26 protein-coding genes are annotated in these 25,905 nt (G+C 73.8%); 13 read left to right on the top strand and 13 right to left on the bottom strand.

Going from position 1 to position 25,905, the window contains the following annotated elements:
• Positions 1 to 664: 664 nt before the first annotated feature.
• Positions 665 to 1,702 carry a polysaccharide deacetylase family protein gene (locus tag ACZ52J_RS37975; protein ID WP_465625461.1) on the bottom strand — a complete coding sequence of 346 codons (1,038 nt, stop codon included), beginning with the start codon at positions 1,700 to 1,702 and terminating at the stop codon, positions 665 to 667.
• 508 nt (positions 1,703 to 2,210) lie between these two features.
• Between ACZ52J_RS37975 and ACZ52J_RS37970 the strand changes: the two genes are divergently transcribed.
• The 3 genes from ACZ52J_RS37970 to ACZ52J_RS37960 all read left to right on the top strand — a co-directional run bounded on the left by ACZ52J_RS37970 (position 2,211) and on the right by ACZ52J_RS37960 (position 3,848).
• Entirely contained in the window at positions 2,211 to 2,426 is a 216-nt protein-coding gene (locus ACZ52J_RS37970) for a hypothetical protein (RefSeq protein ID WP_360504948.1), read from the top strand.
• A 294-nt stretch (positions 2,427 to 2,720) separates the two neighbouring features.
• Positions 2,721 to 3,239, top strand: coding sequence for a sugar transferase (locus ACZ52J_RS37965; RefSeq protein ID WP_465625458.1), 519 nt, complete (start codon positions 2,721 to 2,723; stop codon positions 3,237 to 3,239).
• Between the two features lie 120 nt (positions 3,240 to 3,359).
• Positions 3,360 to 3,848, top strand: coding sequence for an NUDIX hydrolase (locus ACZ52J_RS37960; protein WP_465625456.1), 489 nt, complete (start codon positions 3,360 to 3,362; stop codon positions 3,846 to 3,848).
• A gap of 23 nt (positions 3,849 to 3,871) precedes the next feature.
• Here the strand turns inward: ACZ52J_RS37960 and ACZ52J_RS37955 are convergent, their stop codons facing one another.
• Positions 3,872 to 4,411, bottom strand: a complete 540-nt coding sequence (locus tag ACZ52J_RS37955; RefSeq protein ID WP_360504943.1) for a PTS-dependent dihydroxyacetone kinase phosphotransferase subunit DhaM — start codon at positions 4,409 to 4,411, stop codon at positions 3,872 to 3,874.
• 376 nt (positions 4,412 to 4,787) lie between these two features.
• Here ACZ52J_RS37955 and ACZ52J_RS37950 point away from each other — a divergent pair, with 376 nt between their 5' ends.
• The 4 genes from ACZ52J_RS37950 (at position 4,788) to ACZ52J_RS37935 (ending at position 8,006) form a co-directional block, all read left to right on the top strand.
• Positions 4,788 to 5,000, top strand: a complete 213-nt coding sequence (locus ACZ52J_RS37950; RefSeq protein WP_097239819.1) for a DUF397 domain-containing protein — start codon at positions 4,788 to 4,790, stop codon at positions 4,998 to 5,000.
• A 762-nt stretch (positions 5,001 to 5,762) separates the two neighbouring features.
• Positions 5,763 to 6,257, top strand: coding sequence for a hypothetical protein (locus tag ACZ52J_RS37945; RefSeq protein ID WP_360504941.1), 495 nt, complete (start codon positions 5,763 to 5,765; stop codon positions 6,255 to 6,257).
• A 113-nt stretch (positions 6,258 to 6,370) separates the two neighbouring features.
• On the top strand, positions 6,371 to 6,454 hold the full coding sequence (locus ACZ52J_RS37940) for a putative leader peptide (RefSeq protein WP_355211871.1): 84 nt from the start codon (positions 6,371 to 6,373) through the stop codon (positions 6,452 to 6,454).
• 439 nt (positions 6,455 to 6,893) lie between these two features.
• Entirely contained in the window at positions 6,894 to 8,006 is a 1,113-nt protein-coding gene (locus ACZ52J_RS37935) for an acyl-CoA dehydrogenase family protein (protein WP_465625453.1), read from the top strand.
• 81 nt (positions 8,007 to 8,087) lie between these two features.
• On the opposite strand, the gene ACZ52J_RS37930 is transcribed toward ACZ52J_RS37935, so the two are convergent.
• A complete protein-coding gene (locus ACZ52J_RS37930; RefSeq protein WP_360504937.1) occupies positions 8,088 to 9,326 on the bottom strand; it encodes an aminoglycoside phosphotransferase family protein in 1,239 nt (412 codons plus the stop codon).
• Between the two features lie 532 nt (positions 9,327 to 9,858).
• On the opposite strand from ACZ52J_RS37930, the gene ACZ52J_RS37925 reads away from it, so the two are divergent.
• A complete protein-coding gene (locus tag ACZ52J_RS37925) occupies positions 9,859 to 11,340 on the top strand; it encodes a DNA-binding protein NsdB (protein WP_360504935.1) in 1,482 nt (493 codons plus the stop codon).
• A gap of 73 nt (positions 11,341 to 11,413) precedes the next feature.
• Here ACZ52J_RS37925 and ACZ52J_RS37920 read toward each other — a convergent pair whose 3' ends face one another.
• On the bottom strand, positions 11,414 to 12,019 hold the full coding sequence (locus ACZ52J_RS37920; RefSeq protein ID WP_465625450.1) for a hypothetical protein: 606 nt from the start codon (positions 12,017 to 12,019) through the stop codon (positions 11,414 to 11,416).
• A 287-nt stretch (positions 12,020 to 12,306) separates the two neighbouring features.
• On the opposite strand from ACZ52J_RS37920, the gene ACZ52J_RS37915 reads away from it, so the two are divergent.
• Positions 12,307 to 13,818, top strand: a complete 1,512-nt coding sequence (locus ACZ52J_RS37915; protein WP_465625448.1) for a HEAT repeat domain-containing protein — start codon at positions 12,307 to 12,309, stop codon at positions 13,816 to 13,818.
• Positions 13,819 to 13,966: 148 nt separating this feature from the next.
• Here the strand turns inward: ACZ52J_RS37915 and ACZ52J_RS37910 are convergent, their stop codons facing one another.
• Positions 13,967 to 14,809: an undecaprenyl-diphosphate phosphatase gene (locus ACZ52J_RS37910; protein ID WP_360504992.1), complete on the bottom strand. Its 843-nt coding sequence runs from the start codon at positions 14,807 to 14,809 to the stop codon at positions 13,967 to 13,969.
• A 236-nt stretch (positions 14,810 to 15,045) separates the two neighbouring features.
• Positions 15,046 to 15,741 (bottom strand): class I SAM-dependent methyltransferase, encoded by a 696-nt coding sequence (locus tag ACZ52J_RS37905; protein WP_465625446.1) that lies wholly within the window; start codon positions 15,739 to 15,741, stop codon positions 15,046 to 15,048.
• Between the two features lie 144 nt (positions 15,742 to 15,885).
• On the opposite strand from ACZ52J_RS37905, the gene ACZ52J_RS37900 reads away from it, so the two are divergent.
• Positions 15,886 to 16,485: a DUF4396 domain-containing protein gene (locus ACZ52J_RS37900; protein ID WP_465625444.1), complete on the top strand. Its 600-nt coding sequence runs from the start codon at positions 15,886 to 15,888 to the stop codon at positions 16,483 to 16,485.
• Positions 16,486 to 16,597: 112 nt separating this feature from the next.
• Here the strand turns inward: ACZ52J_RS37900 and ACZ52J_RS37895 are convergent, their stop codons facing one another.
• Complete coding sequence (locus ACZ52J_RS37895; RefSeq protein WP_465625442.1) at positions 16,598 to 17,131, bottom strand: PadR family transcriptional regulator; 534 nt, start codon at positions 17,129 to 17,131, stop codon at positions 16,598 to 16,600.
• 169 nt (positions 17,132 to 17,300) lie between these two features.
• On the opposite strand from ACZ52J_RS37895, the gene ACZ52J_RS37890 reads away from it, so the two are divergent.
• Together ACZ52J_RS37890 and ACZ52J_RS37885 are read left to right on the top strand one after the other, a co-directional pair.
• Entirely contained in the window at positions 17,301 to 18,071 is a 771-nt protein-coding gene (locus ACZ52J_RS37890; RefSeq protein WP_465625440.1) for an alpha/beta fold hydrolase, read from the top strand.
• A gap of 90 nt (positions 18,072 to 18,161) precedes the next feature.
• Entirely contained in the window at positions 18,162 to 19,085 is a 924-nt protein-coding gene (locus ACZ52J_RS37885; RefSeq protein WP_465625438.1) for an aminoglycoside phosphotransferase family protein, read from the top strand.
• Positions 19,086 to 19,094: 9 nt separating this feature from the next.
• Here ACZ52J_RS37885 and ACZ52J_RS37880 read toward each other — a convergent pair whose 3' ends face one another.
• The 6 genes from ACZ52J_RS37880 to ACZ52J_RS37855 all read right to left on the bottom strand — a co-directional run bounded on the left by ACZ52J_RS37880 (position 19,095) and on the right by ACZ52J_RS37855 (position 24,163).
• On the bottom strand, positions 19,095 to 19,973 hold the full coding sequence (locus ACZ52J_RS37880) for a 5-oxoprolinase subunit C family protein (RefSeq protein WP_465625436.1): 879 nt from the start codon (positions 19,971 to 19,973) through the stop codon (positions 19,095 to 19,097).
• 109 nt (positions 19,974 to 20,082) lie between these two features.
• On the bottom strand, positions 20,083 to 20,610 hold the full coding sequence (locus tag ACZ52J_RS37875) for a hypothetical protein (protein ID WP_465625434.1): 528 nt from the start codon (positions 20,608 to 20,610) through the stop codon (positions 20,083 to 20,085).
• Between the two features lie 54 nt (positions 20,611 to 20,664).
• Positions 20,665 to 21,312, bottom strand: coding sequence for a 5-oxoprolinase subunit PxpB (gene pxpB / locus ACZ52J_RS37870; RefSeq protein WP_465625487.1), 648 nt, complete (start codon positions 21,310 to 21,312; stop codon positions 20,665 to 20,667).
• A gap of 68 nt (positions 21,313 to 21,380) precedes the next feature.
• The gene (locus ACZ52J_RS37865; RefSeq protein ID WP_360504918.1) at positions 21,381 to 22,157 is read right to left on the bottom strand and encodes a LamB/YcsF family protein; all 777 of its coding nucleotides are present in this window, start codon (positions 22,155 to 22,157) and stop codon (positions 21,381 to 21,383) included.
• A gap of 153 nt (positions 22,158 to 22,310) precedes the next feature.
• Positions 22,311 to 22,835 (bottom strand): hypothetical protein, encoded by a 525-nt coding sequence (locus ACZ52J_RS37860; protein ID WP_465625432.1) that lies wholly within the window; start codon positions 22,833 to 22,835, stop codon positions 22,311 to 22,313.
• 275 nt (positions 22,836 to 23,110) lie between these two features.
• Positions 23,111 to 24,163: an IPT/TIG domain-containing protein gene (locus ACZ52J_RS37855; RefSeq protein ID WP_465625430.1), complete on the bottom strand. Its 1,053-nt coding sequence runs from the start codon at positions 24,161 to 24,163 to the stop codon at positions 23,111 to 23,113.
• Between the two features lie 194 nt (positions 24,164 to 24,357).
• Between ACZ52J_RS37855 and ACZ52J_RS37850 the strand changes: the two genes are divergently transcribed.
• A complete protein-coding gene (locus tag ACZ52J_RS37850) occupies positions 24,358 to 25,902 on the top strand; it encodes a hypothetical protein (protein WP_360504988.1) in 1,545 nt (514 codons plus the stop codon).
• Positions 25,903 to 25,905: the final 3 nt, after the last annotated feature.

The following is a 25,905-nucleotide window of genomic DNA, read 5'->3' as shown; positions in this document are numbered from 1 at the left end:
GCCGACTTCTCACGCACCGGTCACCCCGTGCTTGTGCGGGGGCAGGTGCGGGCCCGCCTGCCTGGTGGGCGGGGGCGCGGTGCGCCGCACAGGAAGTCGGCTGGCCCGACTTCCTGTGCCCGGCGATGTCCCGGGGCGGCTGCGGCGCGCGCTGTCTACTCGCGTAGCGGGCCGCTCGGCTTGCGGGGTGCGAGAAGTCGGCCTGGCCGACTTCCTGCGCGGGGTGGGTGCCGGATCGCCCGCCGCCGGCGGCTTGGAGTGTTGGCGCGCGGGGAGTCGATCGGTTCGACGACCGGCTGCGCAGAGAGCTTGACCTACCCGCGTAGACCGCCCAGCCGGTGCATGCCGTGCGCGAGAAGTCGGCCTGATCGACTTCTCGCGCATGGGTCACCCCCGGCGGCGGCGCGCTCGAGCGCCGGCGCGATCGCGATGCGGCAACGTGTGGGGAATCGGCCGATTCGACTTCCATGCCCGGTAATGTCCCGAGGCTAATCCGCGGCAGCCTTCTACTCGCGTAGACATGACGCCGTGCACAGGAAGTCGATCCAGTCGACTTCCTGTGCACGCGCTACCCGCCGCACGCGCTACCCGCGTAGATATCCCTCAAGGCACCATTTCCGTGCCCTATTGGCATTTCGAATGACTGTCGGGCACGCGCCGGGGGTCAGGCGACGGCTTGGCGGCGCCAGCGGCGGTAGGCGGGTTCGAGGCCGGAGAGGATGGTGTCGAAGCGGCGGGTGCTGGTGGTGGAGTCGACCTGGAGGCGGCTGATCTGGAGGGGGTGGGAGGGGAGGCGGGGGCCCAGGCGGTGGTCGGAGAGGAAGCCGAGGCGGTAGCCGAGTTCCTGCAGGACGGTTTCGGCACGGGGGTCGTGGCCACCGTCCGGGTAGGCGAAGGCGGTCGGCGGCTCGCCGAGCCAGCGGGTGAGGGCCTCGTGGGCGCCGGTGATCTCGGCGCGGACGGTGTCGTCGTCGCAGCGCCCGAGGCACGGGTGTCCCTGGGTGTGGTTGCCGATCGCGACGCCCCCGTCCCGCAGGGCGAGGAGGTCGGCGGGGGTGAGCTGTTCCTGGCGGGGCGGTCGGCGGTCGGCGCTGACGCGCAGCTCGTGGAGGCTGCGTCGGCGGTCCGGGTCGGGCATGGCCTTGAGTCGGCGGAGCAGCTGGGACGGGTGACCGCAGTCGAGCGAGCGGGCGCGGCCGCCGTGTCGGGCGAGGAAGTCGGCCTCGTGCCACCAGAACGGTCGCTCGGTGCCGATGAGCTCCGAGATGACGAAGGCGGTGGCCGGAATGCCACGGGCGTCGAGGGCGGGCAGGGCGTGGGTGAGGACGCTCCGGTCGGCGTCGTCGAAGGTGACCAGGACGCTCCGGGGCGGCAGTGGCCGCCGCTCGGTCACGGCCTGGAGGACGGCGGTGAGCGACACGGGAGTGGCGAGCCGCTGGAGCCGGTCGAGTTGGGCGCCGAACGACCGGTGGTCGGTCACCCCGTGGTACGCGAGCACGGCGAGGCGCTGGGCGGCCCGGGCCCGGAACAGCGGCTGGACGGGGGCGAACCGCAGCCATTCGCCCCGCGCGTCCTGCTGTTCCGTCTCGACGGTCAGTCGGCGACGGCCCCCGCCGTGCCGGCTCACCTCGTGCCGGTCCGCAGCCCACCTGACAGGGGGCGGCAGTGCGCGCACGCCGGGCATGGGCCTGGCGCGGGCCATGGAGATCGATGTTGTGGACTGGGACTGCGGCACGGTTCCCCCTCGTTCGCCGAGCGGCGTGGCGGTACCGCCGGAGGACGGAGCCCGGCCTCCGACTCCAGGGGTCGGCGGCTCCGCCCCTGGACTTTCCTGTTCTCGGTGGGGGGTTCACACCCGTCCCTCGAACGGCTCCTGGATCACTCAATGCCATTGAGACCGTTGCACCGCGGGGATGGTTGTACCGGGGGGACGAGGATTTTTCGTGGACTGATTGTGGAGTAGGAATGCGCATCCGGGGACATCGGGCGCCGCTTCGGTGGGGCCCGGATCGGCCGCCGTGTCGCCCCGCAACCACCCCCGTAGCCACCCCCGCCCGACCCCGGACGGGTACCGATCCGTCGGTCGCGCAGAGTGTTCGATCCTGCACTCCCTGCGGGCTGCCTCCCGCTTCGGCCCGGGGTACCTTGGGCTCATGGCAGATGCGGACCGTGACCCCTTCCACTTGCACGGCGCTTCTCGGATGGCTCGCGTGTGCAGTGGCGGAGCCCTGGTCACCCACCAGCTTCCGCTGGCCGTGGTGGGTGTGGCCTGCCTGGCGGCGGGGATCGTCGTGGCGGTGCTCGTTCCGGACAGTGGCGGCCCGGCCTGGGCGATGGCGGTGGCCGGCTGCCTGGCGGCGGGTGTCCTGCTGCTCGGTCGGATCGCCTTCGGTCACTTCCGTGACCGGCGCCGCGCCGCGCTCTAGAGGCGGACGAGCCGACCGGACGACACGGGCCGGAGGCGCCGGCCGGAGAACACTGACGGGGCCACCCGCCCGCTCGCCCGTATGTCGATCGCGTTCGGAATTTCGAAACGGCAGATCGAGCGAAATTGGTCAGACCGACCGAATATCGTCCTGTCGGACAATCTCCCGCCCCCTTCTTTCACCATTCTTGGACGGCGGCTTCATCACGCCTCTACTGTGAATGCGTTCTTCCGGCTCGAAGCGCCGTAGAGGGGGAGCGATGAGCGGCAGATCGGATAGTGCCATGTCCACCTCATGAAACGCGGTGGTGATCTCGCCCTCGCCGCCCTGGCCGCGATCGTCGCGCTACCGCTGGCCGTACTGATCGCCGTCCTGCTGCGCTGCACCAGCGGTGGCCCGGTGCTCCAGCGGCAGACCCGAGCCGGGCAGCACGGCCGCGAGTTCCAGATCCTGCGCTTCCGGACGGGTGGGGACAGCGGGTTCGGCACCCTGCTGCGCCGCACCGGCCTGGAGGAGCTGCCGCGGCTCTGGAACGTCGTCCGCGGCGAGATGGGGGTGATCGGCCCCCGACCGGCCCGGCCCGATCAGGTGGGCCGCTACTCCTGCCGCGAGCGCGCCCGGTTCGCCGTGCGCCCCGGGCTGACCGGCTGGGCCCAGCTCCACGGTCATGCCGCCGAACTCGATCTCTGGTACGTCGAGCACCGCTCCCTCCGGCTCGACCTGCACATCCTCGGCCTCACCGTCCTCGCCTTGGTGCGCCCGACCACCGACCGGCTGCGCCCCACCGGAGACCCACCGCGCCGACCTGGTTGAGCAGACCCGGCCGCCCCGACCCGGCCGACTTGGCCGACCCGAGCCGCTCGAGCGGACCCGGACCACCCGACCCCGGCCGACCCCACCCCGGCCGGCAGCCGCCCCGATAGGCTGCGCCACATGGCAATTCCCCCCTTCCTCGCCGACCTCCGCTCCCTCGTGGGCCACCGCCCGCTGTGGCTGAGCGCCGTCGTCGCCGTCGTGCTGGACGATCGCGACCGGGTGCTGCTCGCCCGCCGAGCCGATGACGGCCGCTGGGCGCCGGTCGGCGGGATCCTCGACCCCGGCGAGCAGCCCGGCGACGGCGTGGTGCGCGAGTGCGAGGAGGAGACCGGCGTGGTGGCCGTGCCCGAGCTGCTGGCCTCGGTCACCGTCTCGCCGCAGGTGACGTACCCGAACGGCGACGTGACGCAGTACCTGGTGCTGACCTTCCGCTGCCGTGCGGTCGGCGGCGAGGCGCGGGTGAACGACGACGAGTCGCTCGAGGTCGGCTGGTTCGCGCTGGACGAGCTGCCGCCGATGATCGAGTCCGAGCACGAGCGGCTGCGCCACGCGCTGGAGTGCGAGGGCCCGGCGGTCTTCACCTGGGAGGGCCAGGAGCGCCCCTGACCGGCCGCGGGCGCGGCACCCGGTCAGCCCTTGTGCTGCCGGTAGGCCTCCTCGGCCGCGTCCAGCACCGCCGCCAGGTCGCCGCCCGCCGTCGCGGTCGCGGTCGCGGCCACCGCGCCTTCGACGAACGGGGCGTTGGCGAACCGGACCGGGAACGGCAGGCCGTGCTCGTCGGCGTCGGACAGCAGGGCGCGGACGGTGGTGACGGCCCCGCCCAGGTCGGCGAGCACCACGACGCCGTGGCCCTGGTCCACCCGGCGGGTCGCGGCGGCCACCAGGACGGCGCTGATGCCGGGCCCGTTCGACGGGTCGCCGCCGGTCGCGGAGATCGGGGCGGGGGAGTCGGATCCGGTCAATGCGAGCGCGAGGTTGCGTACGGCGGTGGCCAGTTCCTGGCTGTGCGAGACCAGGACGATGCCGACCCGTCCGTGCGTGGGGGGCCGGGCGGGGGTCGGCCGGGGCAGTGGCGTGGCCGAGGGAGGCGTACGGGGTGCCGGGGGGTGGGCCGAGGGGGCGTCGGAGATGGGGATGACGTCGGCGCGGGTGCCGTCCCGGCGGCTCATCGGCTGCTCCCTTGGGCGGTTCGGTGGGTGTTGGGGTGGGCGGGGTCGTCGGCGGTGCGGTCCGGCCCCTGGGGGCCGCGGAGGGCTCTGTACGGTCGGAGGGGGCGCTCTCCCGCGCTTGCCGGCCCGGGCGGCGCCCTGGCAGCACTCTGGCAGCTGCCCGCCGCCCCCGCCGGTCGGGACACGCCTCGACCTTTCCGCCGCGCCTCGAGCCGCCCTCCGGCGGCGCCCGTCCATAGCCGGAGGAGTCCTCGTCAACCCGCTGACCGGGGCCGGGCGGTGTGGCTAGGCTGGGCCCGGAACATCGTCGGGAGGAGATCGGTCAGTGGCAGTCAACACTGGGACGGACACGGAGGCCGGTGGCGCGCAGCCGGGCCTGGCGCCGAGCGGGAAGCCGAGGGTGGACTTCACCGGCGCGGAGTGGCTGTGCAGCAGCCAGGGGGTCGGAGACGTCCAGATCGCGTTCGTGGACGGGTACATCGGGATGCGGGACGGCCGCCAGGAGGACGGGCCGGTCCTGGTCTTCACGCCGGCGGAGTGGCGGGCGTTCGTGCTCGGCGCCCGGGACGGCGAGTTCGACCTCACCTGAGCCGCTCGCCTGAGCCGCCTCGAGCTGCTTCGAGCCGCTCGCCTGAGCCACTGCGGAGCGGGCTCCCGGAACCGACCGGGGGCCCGCTCCGCAGGCGGTTTTCCGGTCGGAACATCACAACTGATGATCTATTGAGCGTGCCCCGTCAGAATTTCTGTTGACTGTTAGACAAACGCAGCTCAAAGTATGAGCACAGGCAGACGCCGTGCCCACCGCCCCCACGCGGCCAGACACGGCGCCTGCTGTGCGGCCCGGCAGCGTTGCCAGGCCATCCTCCCAGTCATCCCCTGCGCACCGGGGTGCGTCGGCCGGTCCCGGCCCACAAGGGGCCGGCAGTCGCCGGGAGGCTGGCGCCGAACCCGAGAGCGACTCGGATCGCGGCACCGATGCTCGGGACCCGCACGCCCCCACGCGGCGGCGTCCCGAGCAGATCCACGGGAGCGACGGGCCGGGGCCCCGCGGATCTGGCTTGTGATGCATGGAACTGTTGGCTTGTGTTTGTGCTGTGTGCGACGACGAAGCTGGGTGCTCGGCAGTTCGGCACGACAAGTGCACGGTGAGGGATACGCGGGTAGGGCCGCGTTGCGACATGCCGTCCCCCCGGAGGGTGAAAACCAGAACGGCTGTCGTGCTGAACCGAACGTAGCCCGGACGGTTGCTCAGAGTCAACATTGGTCTCTGAGCGTCGATGCTCCCGCCCGCCCCCCGCCGGTGCCCCACCCACCCCACGAGCGCGGTGTGCCGGACACGTACGATGTTCCCATGTCTTTTCTCCGCCGTCGCTCCGGACAGCCCGCCGGCCCGGACTTCGACGTGCTCGCGATGGACCCGGGCGACTGGCCCGGTGACTTCGGTGCGGCCATGATGACCGGCCCGGACGGCTCCTGCCAGGGGATTTTCCTGCGCTACGACCTGTTCGGCGGCAGAGGCCCGGCGATGTTCATCGGCAACCTCCCCGAAGGTTCGCCTGCCCGGGAGACCGGCGACGACGTGCCCTTCGAGGTGCGGCAGCTGCTCGCGGCGCTGGAGAACGACGAGTCGGTCGAGTTCGTCTCGGCCGAGGACTTCCCGGTCATGCTCGGGGACGACCTGCTGATCGTGAAGAAGGTCAAGGTCAGCGAGGAGCGCGTGTTCTGCGCCCAGTTCGGCCGCAGCGACGGCGTCCTGGTCACCATCGCGTCCTGGGACCGACCGATTTCGGACGACCTGTATCAGCTGCTGAAGCCGCTCCCCGCGGACATGTTCCAGCAGGGCTGATCCTCCGGGATCCCCGGGGCTGCCGGCGGCGTTCGTCCGGCGCCCGTCCGGCGCCCGCCCGGGGGCCGGATGCCGCTTGACGGTATCGATCAACGGTTCGTACAGTCGCGAACATGCCGTGCCGTCTTCCGCTGCTGACCCGTCGCAGGCATCTGGATCTGCGGCGCACCGCCAGCGCGGTGTGTCCGGGCCGCTGAGGGGGCTCCGTCCCCCGGCGGCGGGTGGTCGGCCGGGTCCGGTCGACGCCGAAACCCGGGGGCGGGCCGTGAACTGACCTCCGGGGCCGCCAATCGGTACCGCGCGCCCGTGCGGCGTGCCGCCCGCATCCGTCGAGCCCACGCTGCCGCCCGGAGGCACAGCATCATGACGACCCGCGCCGCCAACCGTTCGTCCGTCGACCGTTCGCCCGAGGAGCACCCTTCCGGCGACCGCCCGCTCGACGACCGGCCCTCCGCCGGCCGCTCCCGGACCGGTTCGCCGGCGTCTTCGCCGCCGTCGACTTCCGGCCAGGCCGATTCAGGCCGTCCGACATCCGGCCATCCGACATCCGGCCAATCGGCATCCGACCATCCGACGTCCGACCATCCGACGTCCGACCGCGCGGCGGTCGAGACCGCGCTGGCCGGGTTGCCCCGGGTGGTCGACCTGCTGGCCGCCCGCGCCGAGGAGCACGACCGCGACGCGACCTTCCCGTACCAGGGCATCGAGGCGGTCCACGAGGCCGGACTGCTCACCCTCACCGTCTCCCGCAAGTACGGCGGACCGGGCGGCTCGCTTGCCGACACCGTCCGGGTGCTGTCCCAACTCGGCCGTGGGGACGCCTCGGTGGCCGTGGTCACCGCGTTCACGCTGCTCCGGCATGCCGAGCAGGCCCGCCTCGCCGACTGGCCGGCGGCCGGCTACCGGCGACTGATCACCGAGTCCCGGCGTGGCCCGGCGCTGGTCAACACGCTGCGGGCGGAGCCCGGCGCGGGATCGGGCGAACTGCCCGAGACGGTCGCCCGGCGGGACGGCGACGGCTGGCTGCTGACCGGCCGGAAGACGTACTGCACCGGCGCCGAGGCGCTGGCCTGGATGGCGGTGACCGCGCGGACCGAGGAGGAGGAGCCGAGGATCGGGACCTTCCTGGTCCGCGGTGAGAGCGAGGGTCTCGAGATCGATCCGACGTGGGACCAGCTCGGCCTGCGCGCCAGCGCCAGCCATGACGTCGTGCTGGACGGGGTCCGGGTGCCGGCCGACCTCGCACTCGGCCTCGGCGCCCGTGAGTCGAAGGACGCCGACGCCGACGCCGAACTCTCCCGCGCCTGGCACGATCTGGCCCTCTCCGCGGTGGCGATCGGTGTCGCCCGGGCCGCCGAGTCCTGGCTGGTCCGCTTCCTCAACCAGCGCACCCCGGCCAACCTGACCGAGCCGCTCGGCATCCTGCCCCGCTACCGCTGCGCCCTCGGCGAGATCGAGGCGCAGCTGATCGGCGCCGAGGAACTGGTCGAGGGTCTGGCGCCCCGGGTGGACCGGGGCGAGCCGGACGCCGTCGCCCGGACCGGACCGGCCCACCTGCTGGCCACCCGTGCCGCGACGACGGCGGTCCAGCAGGCCGTCGCCCTGACCGGCAACCCCGGCCTGAGCCGACGTCACCCGCTGGAGCGGTACCTGCGGGACGTGCTCAGCAGCCGGGTGCACCTGGCGTCGGACGAGACCGTCCTGGAGGCCGCCGGCCGGGCCGCCCTGGAGCGCGGCGCCCGGCCGTAGCACGCCTGGTCGTACGACGCGCGGCGGTAAAATGCCCGGCCGGGCAGGCCGGTTCGGACCCGAACCACCGGGGACGGCGGTTCAGCGCGTCCCGACCGCGGCCCGGACGGCCCGGCGGGCGAGCGCGGCGTCGTCGTAGAGCCGGCGGATCATGATCCGCTGCTCCTCGCCGGCGCCCGGCACGTCGTACAGCCGGATTTCCCGCATCAGTACCAGCACCAGGTTCACCAGGAACGCGTCCCGGGCCAGCGTGCCGCCGCTCTGGGCGAGTTGGCTGATCTGACGGCGCGCCGCGGTGTCTCCGGAGAGCACGCTCCACAGCACCGCCAGGTCGTAGCCGGGCAGGTACCAGCCGGCCTGCTCCCAGTCGACCAGCACCGGGCCGGACGGCGCCAGCAGCATGTTGCTGAGCAGGGCGTCGCCGTGGCAGAGCTGCAGCGGGGTGTGGCCGAGGCCGTGCAGCAGGCCGCGCAGGTCGCCGGCGTCCCGGTCGGTGAGCTGGCCCACCGAGTGGTAGCGGGCGATCTCCCACTGGTAGTCCAGGCGCGGCTGGAACACGTCGGTCGGCGGCCGCCACAGGTTCAGCGTCCGGACGGCGGTGAGCAGCGCCCGCACCTCGCCCGGGGTGGGCGCGTTGACCGGGTGGCGCTCCCGGGCGGCCGGGCGGCCGGGGATCCGCTCCATGACCAGTACGCAGCGGTCGTGGTCGGCCGCGACCAGCCGGGGCAGCCGCACCGGCGGGCGGTGCCGGACGAACGCCCGGTAGACCGCGACCTCGTGGTGGAAGTCGGCCACCAGCTGATCGAAGTACTCACTCCGCACCGCCTGCGGCGCCAGGCACTTGGCGACCACCGGGGCCCGCCCGATGGTGCCCGCCACCAGGATGTGGCGGCTGCCCTCGCGCAGGACCTGGCGCGGGGTGAACGCGGGACATATCCGCGCGATGCTCGCCAGCGCCGCCCGTACCGACGGGGTCTGCAGCGCCGACGGGTCGATCCGCTCCGCTCCGCCGGGCTGGCCGGGGCGTCGGGCGCGCAGCACCTGGCCGTCGGCCTGGCGGGCGAGCGGGAGCCGGCTGCCGACCGGCGGGGCGGCCTCGGGGCCGCGCAGCCCCAGTGCGGTACGGCCGGTGGGGCCCAGCGCCGTACGGCCGGCCGGGACGACCCGGGTGTCGGCGGCCCGGCCCTCGACGCCGCGCGGAGCCACCGGCCGGCTCGCCGGGGGCGCCTGCTTGGGGCCGGGCCGGCCGGCGGCTGCGGTGGGGGGGCGCAGCGCGGTGCGGGTCGCGGTCGGCGTGGGGGTCGTCGCTGAGGAGTACATGGGCTGAGGGTGGTCCCTTCCGGTCCGTCGGCGGGTGCGGCCCCGCGGGGGCGGGGAGGGCTGGTGCCGTGTGCTTCCTGGCGTGACGGCGGCCCTGCGGGTGGTGCGGTACGGCGTTGGGTGGTGCGCCCCCGCGGGGCGGGGGAGTACGCCGTCGCGGTACGGCGGGTGGTGCGCGAGCGCCGGGCACGGACGCGGGGTCAGGAACCCCTGTTCGGCTGTGCTCCGGCCGTCCGCACCCTGGGGAATGCGGTCGGCCGGACTTGCCGTGGCCGTGCCCGGCGCTCCCGCGCCACCCGGCCGCGCCACCCCCTCGGGTGAGGACCGGGAGCGTCCCGTGACACCGTCGGGGGACTGCCCCGACGCTGGTGGGACGCCGCCCGACCCGGGGGGCGAGGTGGCGCACCCCTACAACACACCCCTCGGGCACTGGCTTAGTAGTCTGGCGGGCCCTGGCGAACGGTGGCGAATGCTCGCCTGGCACTTGCCGGAGCCTCTAGCCTCGAAGGAGCCGAGGAACCTGGGGGCTTCATTGAGCAGGGGACCCAACACCCGACTCGCCGATCTGTTCGTCCTGACCGGATGGTCCAAGGGCGAGCTCGCGCGGCTGGTCAATCGTCGCGGTGCCGCGATGGGGCAGATGCAACTGTCCACCGACACCTCGAGGGTACGACGTTGGATCGAGCAGGGGGAGATCCCGCGCGATCCGGTGCCGAGGGTGCTGGCTGCCGTGTTCACGGAGCGGCTCGGCCGTGTCGTCACCACTGAGGACCTCGGTCTGGAACGACACCGGCCCACCAGGTCCGGAGCGGAGCCGTCCGCAGCAGTGCCGTGGTCGCCGGATCGAACAGCCGTGGTCCTCACCGAGTTCACGGGAATGGACCTCATGCTGAACCGACGTGGATTGGTGGGCGCCGGAGCCGCGCTCACGGCCGGGGCGGTCATCGCCGACTCGCTGAAGGGATGGCTGGGCGGGGACGCGGTCGCGTACGCGGCCGCCGTCCCCGGGCCGCGCCAGGTGATCACCGGGAGCGCGGCGCGCCCGGTGGTGGACGTGTACGACGCGGGCCCGGTCGGGCTCGATGAGGTGGAGTCGCTGGAACACTCGGTGCAGGTGTTCCGGGCCTGGGACGCGGCCCGCGGGGGCGGGCTGCAGCGCAAGGCGGTGGTCGGTCAACTCAACGAGGTCGGCGGTCTGTTGACGCACCGGCACCCGCCCGCCGTGGAGCAGCGGCTGTGGCTGGTCGCGGCCAACCTCGCGGTGCTGGCGGGTTGGATGTCGCACGACGTGGGCCTGGAGCCCACCGCCCAGCGGTACTTCGTGATCGCGGCCGAGGCGGCCATGGAGTCCGGCGACCGGCCGCGGGCTGGCGAGGCGATCAGCCGCGCCGCGCGGCAGATGGTCCACCTGGGCCGGGCCGACGACGCGCTCGACCTGATGTCGGCGGCGAAGGCGGCCGGTGGCACGGTGGTGCCCAGAACGCGCGCCATGCTGAACACCGTCGAGGCCTGGGCGCACGCCTCGATCGGGCACTCCCAGGACACCTACCGGCTGCTCGGCGAGGCCGAGGACCTGTTCGCCGAGGAGTCGCCGGAGCCGCCGCCGTCCTGGATGCAGGTGTTCGACGAAGCCGAACTGCGCGGCATGCAGGCCCTGGTGCTGCGCACGCTGGCCGAGCACGACCCGGCGGCGGCCCCCAGGGCCCGCAAGCGGGCGGAGCAGGTGATCACCCTGCGGGAGGGCACCGGGCAGCTGCGCTCGGCGTTGTTCGACCGGATCACCCTGGCCTCGGTGCACCTGATCACGGGCGAGCCGGACGCGGCCGAGCTGCAGGCCAAGATGGTGATGAACCTGATCGGCCAGAACTCCTCGCACCGGACCTGGGACCGGCTGCGCGAGATGTACCGGCTGACCGCGGCGTACCGGGGGCTGCCGGCGGTGGACGAGCTGCGGGCCGAGCTGGGCCGGGAGCTGCGGGCGGCGGACGCCAAGAACCGGCCGCGGCTGACCTGAGGGGCGGGCTGACGTGCGGGGCTGACGTCCGGGGCCGGGATGCGCGGTCCCGGGTGCGCCGGGGCGCCGCGGCTCAGTCCGGCGGTGCCGGGCGGAGCAGCATGCGCAGCGCGGTGACGGTGCCGTCCGCGCCGAGGACGGGTTCGCCCGCGCACTCGACGCTGTCGTGCCGTCCGCCGGGCCGGCGGATCCGCAGGGTGCCTGCGGCGACGCGGCCGTGCACCAGGGCGTCGGTCATCATCCGGCGCAGCAGCGGCCGGTCCGCCTCGGGGAGGCGGTCGGGCAGCCGGTCGAGGCTGAGCGGGCCGCGGCCCGGGTCGCAACCGAGGAGGAGGTAGGTCTCCGCGTTCCAGCGGATGCCGTCGGTCTGCAGGTCCCATTCGGCGGAGCCGAGGAGGCTGTCGTCGTTGCTGCCGCCGCCGAGGTAGGGGCCGGACGGCTCCTGTGCCGTGCCGTCCACTCTGCCGTCCGTTCCGCTGCCGGCTTCGCCGCCGGTGCCGTCGTCATGCGTTCCGCCGCCGGCGTGGCCCGGTCGGCCCGCCGTGCCCGTCGCACCCGCGCCTGCCGTGTCCGAGGTGCTTGCACCGGAGGCCTTCGAGCCGGAGCCGTTCGCGCCCGCCGGGGCGCCGTCCACCGTGGCGGTGCCCGGCGGGCGGGCGGCGCCTGAAGGCATGTTCATGGCGGGTCCATCGTTCGGTTCGGCCCGCTTTGTGCGGGTCGTTCGGGTTGTGAGAAGACTGTCGCACAGCGTCCTGACCCCCGTGGGCGATTTGGACAGATCGCAGGCAAAATTCCCCTGGCATATGCCACTGTGGCAGCAGGCTCCGTCGCCCTGTGTGCGGAAGGTGGCCCGAGGCGGTAACCTTCGGTGATTCCGGCGCCCGGGCGCCCACCGCAGTACCGACCAGAGACCCCGGCGACGGAAATCCCGTTGCCACTACGACCGCCGCAACGGATGCTGACCTCATGTTCGAGCCAGTGATAGCACCCAGTGCCAGCCTCCTAGGCCTCCTGCAGCGAGGCCGTGGTGACGGGCAGCTCCATGCGCTGGCCGCCGACCGTGCCGAGGCCATCGCCGCGCTGGAGGAGTGCGTCACCAGGGATCCGCGAGCCGACTGGCAGGTCGAGAGCCGCTCCCTCTACTACGCCCGTCTCTACATGGAGCTGGAGGCTCCCCTCGACGGCATCGAGGACCACCTCCACTCCGCCGAGGACCTCGTCACCGACGACGAGAGCCGTACCGGCCTCGCCCTCTCCGTCCTGGGCCACCTCGCCGCGTACGGCCGGCGCGACGCGCTGCTGATGCTGCGCGAGTACGCCGCCACGGGCGCCAACTGGGCCTGGGCCCTCGACGAACTCGCCCTGCGCGACGACGACCGGGGCCTGCTGCTGCTCGGTACCGCCGTGCTGGACCACTTCCCGCCGGGCCCCGAGGGCGACGCCGAACTGCGTGAGTTCATCCGCAACGCGTACGAGCCCCGGCCCTGGCGGCTGTGGGCGGCCTACCACCCGAGAGTGGCGGCGGCCAGTGAGCAGTCACCCTTCGACCTCTGGCAGCGGCAGATCAACCGCAGCGGCGTCACCCCGGGCTGGTCCACCGCCGACGTGCTGGCCTGGGCCGACCAGGGCGACCTGGGCGGCGTCGGCGTCGGCGCCTTCCTCGACCGGCCCGACGCCCGCCCGGAGCCCGCGCGCGACACCGAATCCCCGGGCAACGGCCCCGACGCGGTGGACCGCCGCGCCGCCGCGGCCGCCCGCTGCCTGACCGCCGTCGTCCGCCCCGAGGACCGTCCGGCGCTGCTGGAGGCCGCCCGCGACGGCCTGCCCGGCGCCCGCCGCGCGGCCCTGCGCTACCTGGTCGACCAACGGGACCCGGCCGCGGTCGAGCTGATCGAGACCGCCGCCGCCGACGTCGACGACCGGATCGTCCGGGCCGCCCTGGAACTGCTCGGCCGGATGCGCGGTCCCGAGGTGCTGGCGCAGGCCCGCCGCTGGGCCGACCCGGCCAGCGGGGGCGCGGACAGCGCGCTCGGCGAGGCCGCCGTCCAGCTGCTCGCCGACGCCGGGGGGCCGCAGGACGGGCCGCTGGTGGTCGCCGGGCTGCGCCGCTGGATCTCCGTGCGCGGGGTCGGCGGTACCGGGCTGGGGTCGTTGGTGGACGGTGCGGGGCGGCTGGCCGCTGCCGACGCCGTCCCGGTCCTGCGCCACATCTACGGTGAGGCCGCCTCCTCCGAGCTGCGCGGACGTGCCGCCCGGGCGCTCGCCGCCACCGACGTGCACTTTCCCGAGGGGCCGGCCGTCGAGTGCCTCTGGGACTGCGAGGAGTCGACGCGTGAGCTCGCCGCGCGCCACGTCGCCACCACGGGCGACGCGCGTGTGCTGGAGCGGTTGCGCAGGCTCGCCGCCGACCCGGCCGAGGAGGCCGAGGTCCACGCCGCCGTCCGCGGCCGACTGACCGCCGCCCGGGAGCCGCGCTAGGTCCTCGCCGTTCAGCGGGCCGGGACACCGACACGGTGTCCCGGCCCACTGCTTTCCGGAGCCGGCGCCTTCGGGGAGCGGTTCTGAAACGTGGTTCTACTTCTCAGCTCTGCTTCCGCGCTCCACTTCGCCGCTCCACTCCGCCGCTCTACTTCACCGCGCCCGCGTCCGGGGTCAGGACGCCGCCGGCCACCAGTCCGATGATCAGGATGCCGAGCAGCACCCGGTAGACGACGAACGGCAGGAAGCTGTGGCTCGAGATGTACTTGAGGAACCAGGCGATCGCCGCGTAGCCGACCGCGAAGGCGATCAGGGTGGCCAGGATGGTCGGCCCCCAGGCGGGTGCCGGGCCCTCGCCGATCTTGAACAGTTCCAGCGCCCCCGAGGCGAGCACCGCCGGGATGGCCAGCAGGAACGAGTAGCGGGCCGCCGCCTCCCGGCTGTAGCCGAGCAGCAGGCCCGCGCTGATCGTGCCGCCGGATCGGGAGACGCCCGGGATCAGCGCGAGCGCCTGGGCGAAGCCGTAGATGCCCGCGTGCGGCAGCGTGAGGTCGGTGATCGGACGGGCGTTGCGGACGGCGCGGGTGCGGTCGGCGAAGGCAAGGACCAGGCCGAAGACGATCAGTGTGGTGCCGATGATCCGCAGGTCGCGCAGATGGGTCTCGATGGTGTCCTGGAACAGCTTGCCGAGGATGCCGATCGGCAGGGTGCCGATGATCACGAACCAGCCCATCCGGGCGTCCGGATCCGAGCGCAGCGCCGGGCGGACCAGTGACCGCGCCCAGGTCTTCACGATCGAGGCGATGTCCCGGCGGAAGTAGATCAGCACCGCCGTCTCGGTGCCGAGCTGGGTCACCGCCGTGAAGGCCGCGCCCGGATCGTCCCAGCCCAGCAGCGCGGAGAAGACCCGCAGGTGGGCGCTGGAGGAGACCGGCAGGAACTCGGTGAGCCCCTGGATCAGACCGAGAACGGCCCCGTGGAACCAGTTGATCACCGGGCACCCGCCGCGGATATCCGTCGGGTGGGGGGCGGGGGCGGCAGGGGTGGCAGGGGCGGCATGGGCGGGTCCTTGCGGGTCGGAACGGGCGTGCGGACGACCGCGACCCGCCCGGCCCGCAGGCCGCGCGCGGGCCCGGCGCGCGGCCGATGGTACGGGGTGAAAGTGACAGTTCTTGGTTCACCCTTTGTTCGGCCTTTGCGAACGGGCCCGTTTCCGGCCGCGGGCGGTCAGTCCACGGGCCGGACCCGGACCCAGGTGCGGTCCTCCGTCAGGTAGCGCTCGACCGTCAGGCCGGCCTCGGCCAGGGCTTGTTCGAACGCCTCGGTGCTGAGTGGCCGGGACAGGAAGGTCTGCGTCCAGGTGCCGTCCGGGAACTCGTACTCGCAGCGGACGGAGTTCACGCCGTCGCCGACCGGGGTGGCGGAGACGAGCCGGGACCACGCGCCGGGGCCGATCGCGGTCTCGCGCGGCACGTTCAGGTGCCAGTCCTCGCCCTCGCGCTGCACCAGCACGCAGCCGTCCTCGGCGACGTGGCGACGGCAGGTCTCCAGCAGCCTCTGACGAACCGTCACATCACCGGCGTGCACCAGGAAGGAGGCGAGCACGACGACGTCGAAGCGCTCGCCGAGGTCCAGCTTCTCGATCGGGCTGCGCACCGTACGGACGTTCTCGCGGACCCGGGCCAGCATCTCGATGGACTCGTCCACGGCCGTCACGGTGAAGCCGCGGTCGGCCAGTGGGTGCGTCATCCGGCCGACGCCGCAGCCCAGTTCGAGGATGCTCGCGCCGGGCGGCACCGCCGCCTCGATCACGTCCGGGGCGTTGCCCGCGGGGAGTCGGCTCCACACCTCGACGGCGCAGCCGTCCGGGGTGATCGCGCCCGCGCCCGTTCCGTCATAGCCCTTGCGTCGGTCGTCGGTCATGTCCTTCATCCGAGCACGGATGGGCGCGGGTGGGAAGGGGGCGCCGTCAAGGGCTTGCAAGGTACCCCAGGGGGGTATAGCTTCGATCATCGACGGAGCGAGGGAAGCGGCGCCGAACGGGCGTCGGAGCAAGCGGAGGACGACATGGCACACCCCGCACAGCACGAGCACCACGGCCACCAGGAGCACCCCGGGCAGCACGGTCATGACCACCAGGTGCACGCCGGGCAGGAAGGCCAGGGGCGCCACGGGCATGACCATCGGGGGCCCGACGAGCACGGCCACCACCACGCCCACGGCGGCGGAACGAGCTGGCGGATGGCCGCGCAGGCGACCCTGCACTGCCTCACCGGCTGCGCCATCGGCGAGATCCTCGGCATGGTGTTCGGCACCGCCTTCGGCCTGCACAACGGTGCGACCGTGGTGCTCTCGATCCTCCTGGCCTTCGTCTTCGGCTACGCGCTGACCATGCGCGGCGTGCTGAAGGCCGGTCTGGACGTCGGTGCCGCCGTGAAGGTCGCGCTGGCCGCCGACACCGTGTCGATCCTGGTGATGGAGCTGATCGACAACACCGTGATGGTCACCGTCCCCGGGGCGATGGACGCCGGCCTCGGTGACCTGCTGTTCTGGGTGGCACTGGCGGGCTCGCTGGCCCTGGCCTTCGGGCTGACCGTTCCGGTCAACAAGTGGATGATCGGCCGGGGGCGCGGCCATGCCGTGGTCCACGCCCACCACCAGCACTGAATCCCGTACCCGCCGGCGCCGATCGTGCTCCGGGATGCCGGAGACCCTTGCCCGTGGCCCGCACCGACCCTTCGACGGTCGGTGCGGGCCACAGTGCGTTCCGGTGCGCCCGCTACTGCACGCCGCCCTCCAGCTCGGCCAACGTGGCGTGCAGCCAGCCGAGTTCGGCCTCGGTGGTGGCGCGGGCGATCAGCAGCTGGCCGCGCCGGAAGGGGTCGGCGAACTCCTCGGCGCCCATCGGGCGGTCGCCGTCGTAGTAGAAGCTCGCCGGCTCGGAGAGGAAGGCCAGCCGGCGGCGGAGCACGGCGGCCTGGGCGGCGGGGTCCTCGAGGTGGCGCAGGAAGGCGAGCAGCGTGAACCAGCGGTTCTCGTCGCTGATGTCCAGTGGCTCGGGCTCGCGCAGCTGGTCGAGCAGTGCGGCGCGGCCGGCCTCGGTGAGGTGCAGGGTGTGCCGGGGCGCGGCGGCGCTGCCGGGTTCGGTCCGGCGGACCAGCAGTCCGGCGGCCTCCAGGCGCTTGATCGCGGGGTAGAGCGTGCCGTCGCTGATCGGCTGGACGTGCCCGGAGAGCGCGGAGAGGTGGCGGCGCAGCTCGTAGCCGTGCAGCGGCCGCCCGTACAGGAACCCGAGGATCGCGAGCTTGAACATGGGGACACCCTCTCACGCCCATCCCTCGATCCATGGGTATATCGACTACGGGATACCTCGATCGCGAGGTATGGTTTCGGCGTTCCCCCGGTGCTCCCGGCTGTTCCCCGCTGTTCCCGGGGTGCTCCCGGCGGTTCCCGGGTGCTTCCCCTGCAGAGGAGTCCTCGCGATGCGCCACGCCCCCGTCACCCCGAACGGCGACCTGATCCGCTGGGTCGAACTGCCCGGCGCCGAGCCGGCCCGGCTCTACCTGCACGGCCTGGGTGCCACCTCGTCGGTCTACTTCGCGGCGGCCGCCGCCCACCCGCTGCTCGCCGGACGCCGCTCGCTCCTGATGGACCTGCTCGGCTTCGGCATCAGCGACCGTCCGGCGGACTTCGGGTACACGTTGGAGGACCACGCCGACGCGGTTGCGGCGGCGGTGCGAGCGGCCGGGCTGAGCCGGGTCGAGGTGGTCGGCCACAGCATGGGCGGCGCGATCGCGATCGTCCTCGCCCACCGGCACCCCGGGCTGGTCTCCCGACTCGTCCTGGTGGACGCCAACCTGGACCCGGTCGCCCCCGACCGGCAGCGGCCCGGCAGCAGTGGCATCGCGGGCTACACCGAGGCGGAGTTCCTGGCCGGCGGCCGGGAGGAAGTCGCCGAGCGGGTCGGGCCGTTCTGGTGGTCCACGATGCGGCTGGCCGGCCCGGAAGCGCTCTACCGCAGCGCCCGCCACCTGGCCCAGGCGACGGTTCCGGCCATGCGCGAGCTGCTGCTCGGCCTCGACCTCCCGCGGACCTTCCTCCACCCGGCGGCGGACGGCGAGTTGGCGGGCTCGGACGGGCTCCGCGCGGCGGGCGTGCGGGTGGTCGCCGTCCCGGACTGCGGGCACAACATCATGCTCGACAACTCGGACGGCTTCGCGGCCGCCGCGGCGGAGGCATTCGGCCTGGGGTGAGCGGGACCGCCCGGGCCGGACCGACCGGGATCGCTTGGGTTGAACGGGACCGCTTAGGTTGAACGGGACCGCCCGAGAGGAGCCCGCCCGATGCCCGTCGATGTCCCGCCCGACCTGGCCGCGTCCCTGGAGGCGTTCCTCGGCGCGGAGGGCCGCGCCTGGGCGGCCCGACTGCCCGCCCTGGCGGGCGAGTTGCTCGACCGCTGGGAGCTGCGCCCGGACGGGCCGCCCGCGCACGGCGTCGTCGGCCTGGTGCTGCCCGTGTTGCGCGCCGACGGGACGCCCGCCGTGCTCAAACTGCAGCCCGTGGACGAGGAAACGGCGGGCGAACCCCTCGCCCTGGACGTCTGGGACGGGTGCGGCGCCGTCCGACTGCTGGACCACGAACCCCTCTCGGGCTCCATGCTGTTGGAGCGCCTGGACCCGGCGCGTTCGCTCCTCGCCCTGCCCGACGACCTCGAGGGAGTGCGGGTGATCGCCGATCTGCTGCGCCAGCTGACACAGCATCAAGCTCCCTGCAGCCTCAGGACTTTGGCGGAAGCGTCGACAGAACTGCTGTCGCGGTCCCCGGCGGCCGTCGCCACTCTCGGCCACCCGGACGAGCGCAGCCTGCTCGCCGACTGCACGGCAGCCCTCCGCGAGGTGCGCGCCGAGCCCGGCGACCGGCTGCTCCACTGGGACCTGCACTACGGCAACGTCCTCGCCCCGCTCCCGGGGAGCGGCCGCGGCCCCTGGCTGGCCATCGACCCCAAGCCGCTCGCCGGACACCCCGGGTTCGAACTGCTCCCGGCGCTGCGCAACCGCTGGGAGGACCTGGTGGCCACCGGGGACCTCACCCGGGCGCTGCTGCGGCGCTTCGACCTCCTGACGGAGACCCTGGAGCTGGACCGCGAGATCGCGACGGCCTGGACGCTCGCCCGGGTGCTGCAGAACGCGGCCTGGGCCGCCGAGGAGGGCGAGACCGTACTGGACCCGGCCCAACGGGCCATCGCCGAACTGCTGTTGGGGCGTTGAAGAGCGCTGTCAACGCTCCTGTGGCGGCGCGAACCGCAGCGGCGCGAATCGCACCGGGGTCCCCGGCCGGGCCTGCGCGGCGGCCGCGAGATCGGCGGTCGGGACGACGCCGATCACCGGGTATCCGCCGGTGGTCGGATGGTCGGCCAGGAAGACCACCGGCTGCCCGTCCGGCGGGATCTGCACCGCACCCAGCACCATGCCCTCGCTGGGCAGTTCGCCGTCCCGGGCCCGGGTGACCGCCGGGCCCTCGGTGCGCAGCCCGACCCGGTTGCTCGTCGAGGAGACCCGGTAGTCGTCGCGGCCCAGCCGGGCCACCGCGTCCGCCGTGAACCAGTCCGCGCGCGGGCCGAGCCGCAGCCGCAGCACCAGTTCGGCCGGGGGAGCGGGCAGCGGCACCTGCTCGGGCCGGGCCCGGTACGGCGGCGGAGTGCCGACCGGCAGCCGGTCGTCGGTGGCCAGTGGGGCCGGCCCGAGGCCGGAGAGCAGGTCCGCCGAGCGGCTGCCGAGCACCGGGGGGACGGCGATCCCGCCGGCCACCGCCAGGTAGCCGCGCACCCTGTCCGTCGCCGGGCCCACCTCGACCACGGACCCGTCCGGCACCACGACCGGCGCGGCCCACGCCGCCGCCCGGCCGTCCACCCGTACCGGCGCGGGCGCACCGGTGACCGCGACCAGCACCGTCCCGACAGCCCGCAGCGCGACCCCGCCGAGCGTGGTTTCCAGCCCGGCGGCCCCCGGCTCGTTGCCCACCCGTCGGTTCGCCGCCCGCAGCGCCGGCTCGTCCAGCGCCCCGGCCCTGGGCACCCCGAGGTGCGCGACCCCGCGCCGCCCCAGGTCCTGAACCGTGGTCAGCGGCCCGGGCCGCACCACCACCAGTTCACTCATCGCCGCTGCCTCCTGACGCCCTGCCGACCGCCTGCCCGTCTGCTTGCCTTGCCGACCGCTTGCCTTGCCGACCGCTTGCCCTGCCGACCGCCTGCCCCGCCGACCGGCCCTATTTGCTGAAGTCGCCCAGGTTGACCAGGCTCACCCGGTTGTCCCAGGCGTCCCACCGCGCGCACTTCCGCGGGGCCGAGTAGTGGTGCCAGTAGGCCATGGGTCCGCCGCCGGGCTCGTCGTCGGTGTCGACCCGGTCGGGTGTGCCGAACGCGGTGCGGAACTCCTCGTACGAGGTCAGCGCGGCGAAGTGCGCCAGGTGCGGGCCGTAGACCGCGAAGCCGACGACCGTCCCGGAGCGGATCCGGTAGGTGAGCGTGTCCGCGGCGTACAGGAAGCCCTGGGAGCGGACGGCGTCGTCGACGACCTCGTCCAGGGTCAGCCGCCGCCCGTTGCCGTCCTCGTACGCGGACTCCATGTCGGTCCCGCTCGTGCGGCGGGCGACGACGGGCGCGGTCGCGTCGACGATCCGCCGGCGCGGGACGTCGGAGGCCGGGGCTCCGAACGCCACACCGCCCAAGGTCAGGGTGGTCGGGTCGAGGTGGCGCCAGGTCAGCAGATCAAGGTTGTCGAGGAGCTCGATCATCCTCGAAGTCTAGTGAGCGCACTGCGCGGAGGGCCGGGTCGGGCCCCGCGCCACTCATGCCCGCTGCGCCGTGAACCGGACCCGGACGCCCGGGGCCAGCAGGGCCGGGGGCTCCCGGTCGGTGTCCCAGAGGGGGAGCGCCGTACGGCCGATGAGCTGCCAGCCGCCGGGGGAGGGGTGCGGGTACACGCCGGTGTACGGGCCGGCCAGGGCGACCGAGCCGGCCGGGACGGAGCTGCGCGGGGTGGCCCGGCGCGGGACCTCGTACCGCGTGGACAGGCCGGTGAGGTAGCCGAAGCCGGGGGCGAAGCCGCAGAAGGCGACCACGTACTCGGGCTCGGTGTGGATCCGGACGGCCGCCTCCTCGGACACCTCCCACAGGGTGGCGACCTCGGCCAGGTCGGCGCCGTCGTACACGGTCGGGACCTCCAGCAGCGGTCCGCGTGCCGTCTCGGCCGCCGTCGGACGGACGGTGCGGAGCAGCCGGGCCACCGCGTCGACGTCCGCGACGCCGTCCAGCAGCACCGTGCGGGCGGCCGGTACCAGCTCCTCGACCTCGCCGAGCGCGCCCGCGTCCCGCTGTTCGCGGAGCCATCCGTACAGCGCCGTGACCTCGGCCGTCCCGGGCAGCTCGACCAGCAGCGCCCGCTCGCCGACCCGCTGTACCGAGCCGGCCCGCTGTACGGAGCCGGCCGGTCGCACCGAGCCGACCCGCTGTGCGGAACCGACCGGCCGCACCGGGCCGCCCGGCGGTGGCTCGGCGCCGGCCGTCACGTGAACGCCTCCACCCGGACCCCGGCCGAGGCCAGGGCGCCGCGCACCCGCCAGGCGAGCTGGGCGGCGCCGGGGGTGTCGCCGTGGACACAGAGCGAGCGGGCCTCGACGGTGATCCGATCGCCGCCGACGGCCTCCACCGCGCCGTCCCGGGCGATGCCGACCGCGCGGGTGATCACCGCTTCGGGGTCGTGCACCACGGCGCCGGGTTCGCGGCGCGGGACGAGGGTGCCGGAGCGGGTGTACGCCCGGTCGGCGAAGGCCTCGGCGACCACCGGCAGTCCGACGCCCTCGGCGACCTCGAGCAGCCGGGAGTCGGGCAGGCCGAGGACGGGCAGCGGCCCGTCGCAGACCGCGCCGGCCCGCAGGACGCCGGCCACGACGGCCTCGGCCTGCTCGGAGTCGGCGACCACCCGGTTGTAGAGGGCGCCGTGCGGTTTGACGTAGGAGACCTTCGAGCCGGCGGCGCGGGCGAAGACCTGGAGGGCTCCGATCTGGTACGCGATCTCGTCGGCGAGTTCCTCCGGGGGGACGTCCATCGCGCGGCGGCCGAAGCCGGCCAGGTCGCGGTAGGAGACCTGGGCGCCGATCCGGACGCCGCGCTCGGCGGCCAGTGCGCAGACCCGGCGCATCGTCGAGGGGTCGCCGGCGTGGAAGCCGCAGGCGACGTTGGCGCTGGTCACCACGGACAGCAGCGCCTCGTCGTCGGTCAGCGTCCAGCGTCCGAACCCCTCGCCGAGGTCCGCATTGAGATCGATCACCGCATCGGCCACGCCCGTCCGCCTCCCAGCAGCTCTTGAGCCAGATGGTAGGGCCTGTGGGTGAAGGCCGTTGTCCGTGACCCCGGCCCCTGCCGGGCCTGCGGCGTGCGACCGGGCCCGCACGCCCCGGGGTGGCGCCATGCGGGGCGTGCGGGCCGTCTCGGCTCAGCGCGCGGGCACCGGTTCCGGGAAGGAACGTTCCAGCGGACGCAGGGCCCGCAGCACGATCAGCAGGGGGATGACACCGAAGACGCCGAACGACATGTCGATGAACCGCCACACCAGCGGGATGCCCCGCAGCGGCCCGCAGATCAGGGCCAGCGGGATGACGGCCCCGCAGGCGAGCGCGGCCCAGCGGATCACCCAGATGTTGCGGACCGGGTCCTTGAGCGGCCCCCAGAAGGCGGCGCCGATCACCAGGTGGGCGAAGGCCAGCCAGTCGGTGCCGTAGGCCAGGAAGGGGTAGCGCTCGTTGGTCTCGGCGATGCCCTTGTGGACCCGCTCGAACCAGGCCGTCACGGCGGGGAAGTGGTCGGTCAGCGGGGCGGCCGGGCCGGTCGCGAACTCGGCCAGCAGGCGGGTCTCGGTCTCCAGCGGGAAGGCGGTCAGGCCGCTGAGCACCAGGCAGACCAGGAAGAACCACAGCCAGCGCCGGACCTTGCGAAGGGTGACCGCGGGGTCGCCGTCCATGTCGTGCACCTCCATGCCGAAGGGCAGGCGGGGCCTTGTCCCGACTGCGCGGAACCGACTCTAGACCTTCCTTTTGAACGCGTTCAACTTGCCCCTTCGGGGTAGCCGAACGCAGGCCCGGAAGCGCGTCGGGTCCGCAAGCGCGTCCGCGCCAGGAAACGCGTCAAGTCCGAAAACGCGTCAAGTCCGAAAACGCGTCAAGTCCGGAAACGCGTCCGCGCCAGGAAACGCGTCGGTGCCCGGGCGCCGAGGCACCCGGGCACCGACAGTGAGCGCTACGCGGTGTAGGTGTACGTGACCGGCGCGCTGGTCCCGCCCGCCGTCGTCACGGTGAGGCCGACCGCGCCGGAGTGCGAGGCCGCCGGCGCGTACGCCGTGCAGAACTTCGGGCCGCAGGAGACGTGGTCGGCGGGCACCCCGCCGAACCGCACCGACCCGTACGTCAGGTCGGTGCCCGCGATGGAGACCTGGGTGCCGCCGGCGACCGGTCCGCTGGTCGGGTACAGGTAGGTGACCACCGGCGCGGGCGGCGCCGGCGGCGCGGCGCCGGTGTAGTCGAAGGTGGCGGGGGCGGCGGCCGTGCCGCCGGGCGTCACCACGCTGACCGGGGCGCTGCCCGAGCCTCCTGGCGTGGTCGCCGTGCACGCGGTGTCGGTGCAGTTCCCGGCCGCGGGGACGCCGCCGACCAGCACCATGCCGTGGGTGAGGTTGCTGCCGCTGACCGTCACCGCGGTGCCGCCCGTACCCGGGCCGGTGGTGGTGTCGAGGCCGGTGACGGCGGGCGCGGGCGGGGTGGCCGGCGTCGGCGTGCTGCCGTTCAGTGCCGCGAGGGCCACGTGGCCGGTCGGGTCGGTGTCGTTCGGGTTGCCGACCGTCGCGACGATCTGGCCGTCCGGCTGCTGGTTGGGGTTGCCGTAGAGCTTCATCTTCATGAACTCGTAGTGGCCGGGCCGCCGGGTGCCGACCAGGACGGCGTCCAGGTGGCGGCCGTCGGGGGAGACGGTCTCGGTGAAGGTGTAGTCGTACGGGGTGGAGTAGAACATCGCGCCGTCGGTGGTGAGGCCCGGGGGCAGGTCGACGGTGATGTGGGTCGGCCCGGTGAGGTCGGCCGTCCCGGCGGACGTCCAGCCGATCGAGAACTGGCCCGGCCCGGGCGGTGTGGTGCTCGGGAGGTAGCCGTTCAGGGATGCGGTCACGTGCTGCGCGGAGGTCGATGCCGTGGCGGCCGGCGCGGCCGCGGCGGCGCCGGTGGTGAGGACGACACCGGTGGTGAGGGTGGTCACGGACAGCGCGGCGGCGAGGCCCGCCTTGGCCAGTCGGCTGATCATAGGTCGATCATCACCGAACCATTGCGCCGCCCTCACGGCTTTCTCGAATATCGGTTCGAGAATGGCGGAATACCGTCGAAACCGCGTTCTGAAAACGTCCCCCGGACGGCTCCCCACCTGCCGCTCCGTCCGTCCGCAAGGTCCGTTTCGGTCGATGTCGGTGCGAACCTCTAATCTTGTCCCCCGTGACCGCCATCGCAGACCCGCCCACCGAGCCCGGCCTCCGACCGTCCGCCGGCCCGGCCGTCGCGCGCCCCGCGCCCGGCCCCGCCGCCGACGAGGGACTGGCCCGCCGGCTCAAGGCGCTGGCCTGCACCGCCCCGCTGCACGACCTGGACAACCGCAAGGTCAACCTGGCCGGCGAGTACGGCGGCTACGCGATGGCCGAGGTCGGCCTCGCCGCGATCGACCTGGTCACCCTGAACATGGACTTCGACACCGGAGCCGACCGCGACATAGTCCTCGCCCGCCTGCTGCCCCGGGTCGCCGCCCAGGCCGCCGGCCGCCCCGCCGCCGAGCACGAGCGGGTCGCCCGCTGGGTGCTGGAGTCGCTGATCAACGTCGGCAGCGTGGACCGCGGCTTCCGCGCCGTCTACGGCACCTTCGGCGCGGACGGCGCGTACGTGCGCCGCGACTACGACTTCAAGCTCATCGAGGAGGTCCCCGGCCCCGACGGCGGCGTCTACCTGCGCACCACCGACGAGGCGGTCAACGTCCTGGTCGGCGCGCTCGACACCGACGTCACCTCGGCCCAGATCGCCGCCGAGGTCAAGCTGGAGGTGCTGATCCGCCGCGGCCGCCTGGCCGACGCCCAGCTCGCCGCCGAGCAGGCCCGCTACCGCACCGTCCAGTACGCCGAGACGCTGCGCCGCGCCCTCGACGCCACCCGCCGCAACGTCCGGGCCGTCGACTGGATGCGCGCCGTCCCGGACCTCATCGAGGAGGCACTGGACCACATCGCCGACCGCTACCGGCACGAGAACGCGATTCTCACCAACATCCGCAAGGCCCGCGACGAAGCCGAGCCGAACACTCCCGAAGGGGCCGAGCACAAGCGCCGCGCCGCCGAGCTGCTCGACATCGTCAAGGACTGCATCCGCCGCCACACGAAGCTGCAGACCCGCCTGCTGGAGGCCGGCCCGCTGTTCCGCGCCGAGCAGGACCGGCAGGCCTTCGCCACCCCCGGCGCCCGCAGCGGCATCGACCTGTACGGGCAACTGCTCGCCCCCGTGCTCCGGCTGCCGATAGAGCAGGCCGTCCGCCCCACCGGCGCCTTCTTCGCCCGCGGCGCCGGCCTGCGCACCCCGGCCTCGGTCCGGGTCACCGACCTGGTCGACCTGCTGCTCACCCCACCGGTCGAGCGCGAGCACCTCGGCGCCGAGCTGCCCGACCCGGACCTGGTCGCCACCCCCGACGACAGCCGGTTCTCCGAGGCCCAGCTGGAGGCCGCGCTGGTCCTGCTCGACCTGCCCCCGGATGCCCCCCGCCGGCTCTCCGGCCTGCTCGCCGACGCCCGCAAGCAGGACCCGGAGCTGCCGTACCTGGTCGCCCTGCTCGCCGTGCACGCCGCCAGCCCGCCGGTCGGCACCGCCTACCGCCAGGGCGAGGAGCGGCTGCTGTTCGCCGTGGACGACGGCACCCCGCTGCGCGACCTCGAGTTCGGCGGCGCCGACCTGATCGTCGGCAGCGCCCTGCTCGACGCGGTCGGCATGGCCGCCGACCGCAAGGACGCCGGCTGACCG

The organism is Kitasatospora sp. NPDC034035 (assembly GCF_055575755.1).
The sequence above is the reverse complement of the archived record's forward strand: the minus strand, read 5'-3'. Positions and strand labels throughout refer to the sequence as shown.

Coding starts and splice junctions, on each gene's coding strand:
- ACZ52J_RS37860 (WP_465625432.1), bottom strand. CDS start 22,835: ATGGACGGCGACCCCGCGGTCACCCTTCGCAAGGTCCGGCGCTGGCTG.
- ACZ52J_RS37965 (WP_465625458.1), top strand. CDS start 2,721: ATGAAACGCGGTGGTGATCTCGCCCTCGCCGCCCTGGCCGCGATCGTC.
- ACZ52J_RS37880 (WP_465625436.1), bottom strand. CDS start 19,973: ATGAGTGAACTGGTGGTGGTGCGGCCCGGGCCGCTGACCACGGTTCAG.
- ACZ52J_RS37975 (WP_465625461.1), bottom strand. CDS start 1,702: ATGGCCCGCGCCAGGCCCATGCCCGGCGTGCGCGCACTGCCGCCCCCT.
- ACZ52J_RS37940 (WP_355211871.1), top strand. CDS start 6,371: ATGCCGTGCCGTCTTCCGCTGCTGACCCGTCGCAGGCATCTGGATCTG.
- ACZ52J_RS37885 (WP_465625438.1), top strand. CDS start 18,162: ATGCCCGTCGATGTCCCGCCCGACCTGGCCGCGTCCCTGGAGGCGTTC.
- ACZ52J_RS37945 (WP_360504941.1), top strand. CDS start 5,763: ATGTCTTTTCTCCGCCGTCGCTCCGGACAGCCCGCCGGCCCGGACTTC.
- ACZ52J_RS37875 (WP_465625434.1), bottom strand. CDS start 20,610: ATGATCGAGCTCCTCGACAACCTTGATCTGCTGACCTGGCGCCACCTC.
- ACZ52J_RS37960 (WP_465625456.1), top strand. CDS start 3,360: ATGGCAATTCCCCCCTTCCTCGCCGACCTCCGCTCCCTCGTGGGCCAC.
- ACZ52J_RS37855 (WP_465625430.1), bottom strand. CDS start 24,163: ATGATCAGCCGACTGGCCAAGGCGGGCCTCGCCGCCGCGCTGTCCGTG.
- ACZ52J_RS37900 (WP_465625444.1), top strand. CDS start 15,886: ATGGCACACCCCGCACAGCACGAGCACCACGGCCACCAGGAGCACCCC.
- ACZ52J_RS37895 (WP_465625442.1), bottom strand. CDS start 17,131: ATGTTCAAGCTCGCGATCCTCGGGTTCCTGTACGGGCGGCCGCTGCAC.
- ACZ52J_RS37955 (WP_360504943.1), bottom strand. CDS start 4,411: ATGAGCCGCCGGGACGGCACCCGCGCCGACGTCATCCCCATCTCCGAC.
- ACZ52J_RS37905 (WP_465625446.1), bottom strand. CDS start 15,741: ATGACCGACGACCGACGCAAGGGCTATGACGGAACGGGCGCGGGCGCG.
- ACZ52J_RS37915 (WP_465625448.1), top strand. CDS start 12,307: ATGTTCGAGCCAGTGATAGCACCCAGTGCCAGCCTCCTAGGCCTCCTG.
- ACZ52J_RS37930 (WP_360504937.1), bottom strand. CDS start 9,326: ATGTACTCCTCAGCGACGACCCCCACGCCGACCGCGACCCGCACCGCG.
- ACZ52J_RS37890 (WP_465625440.1), top strand. CDS start 17,301: ATGCGCCACGCCCCCGTCACCCCGAACGGCGACCTGATCCGCTGGGTC.
- ACZ52J_RS37920 (WP_465625450.1), bottom strand. CDS start 12,019: ATGAACATGCCTTCAGGCGCCGCCCGCCCGCCGGGCACCGCCACGGTG.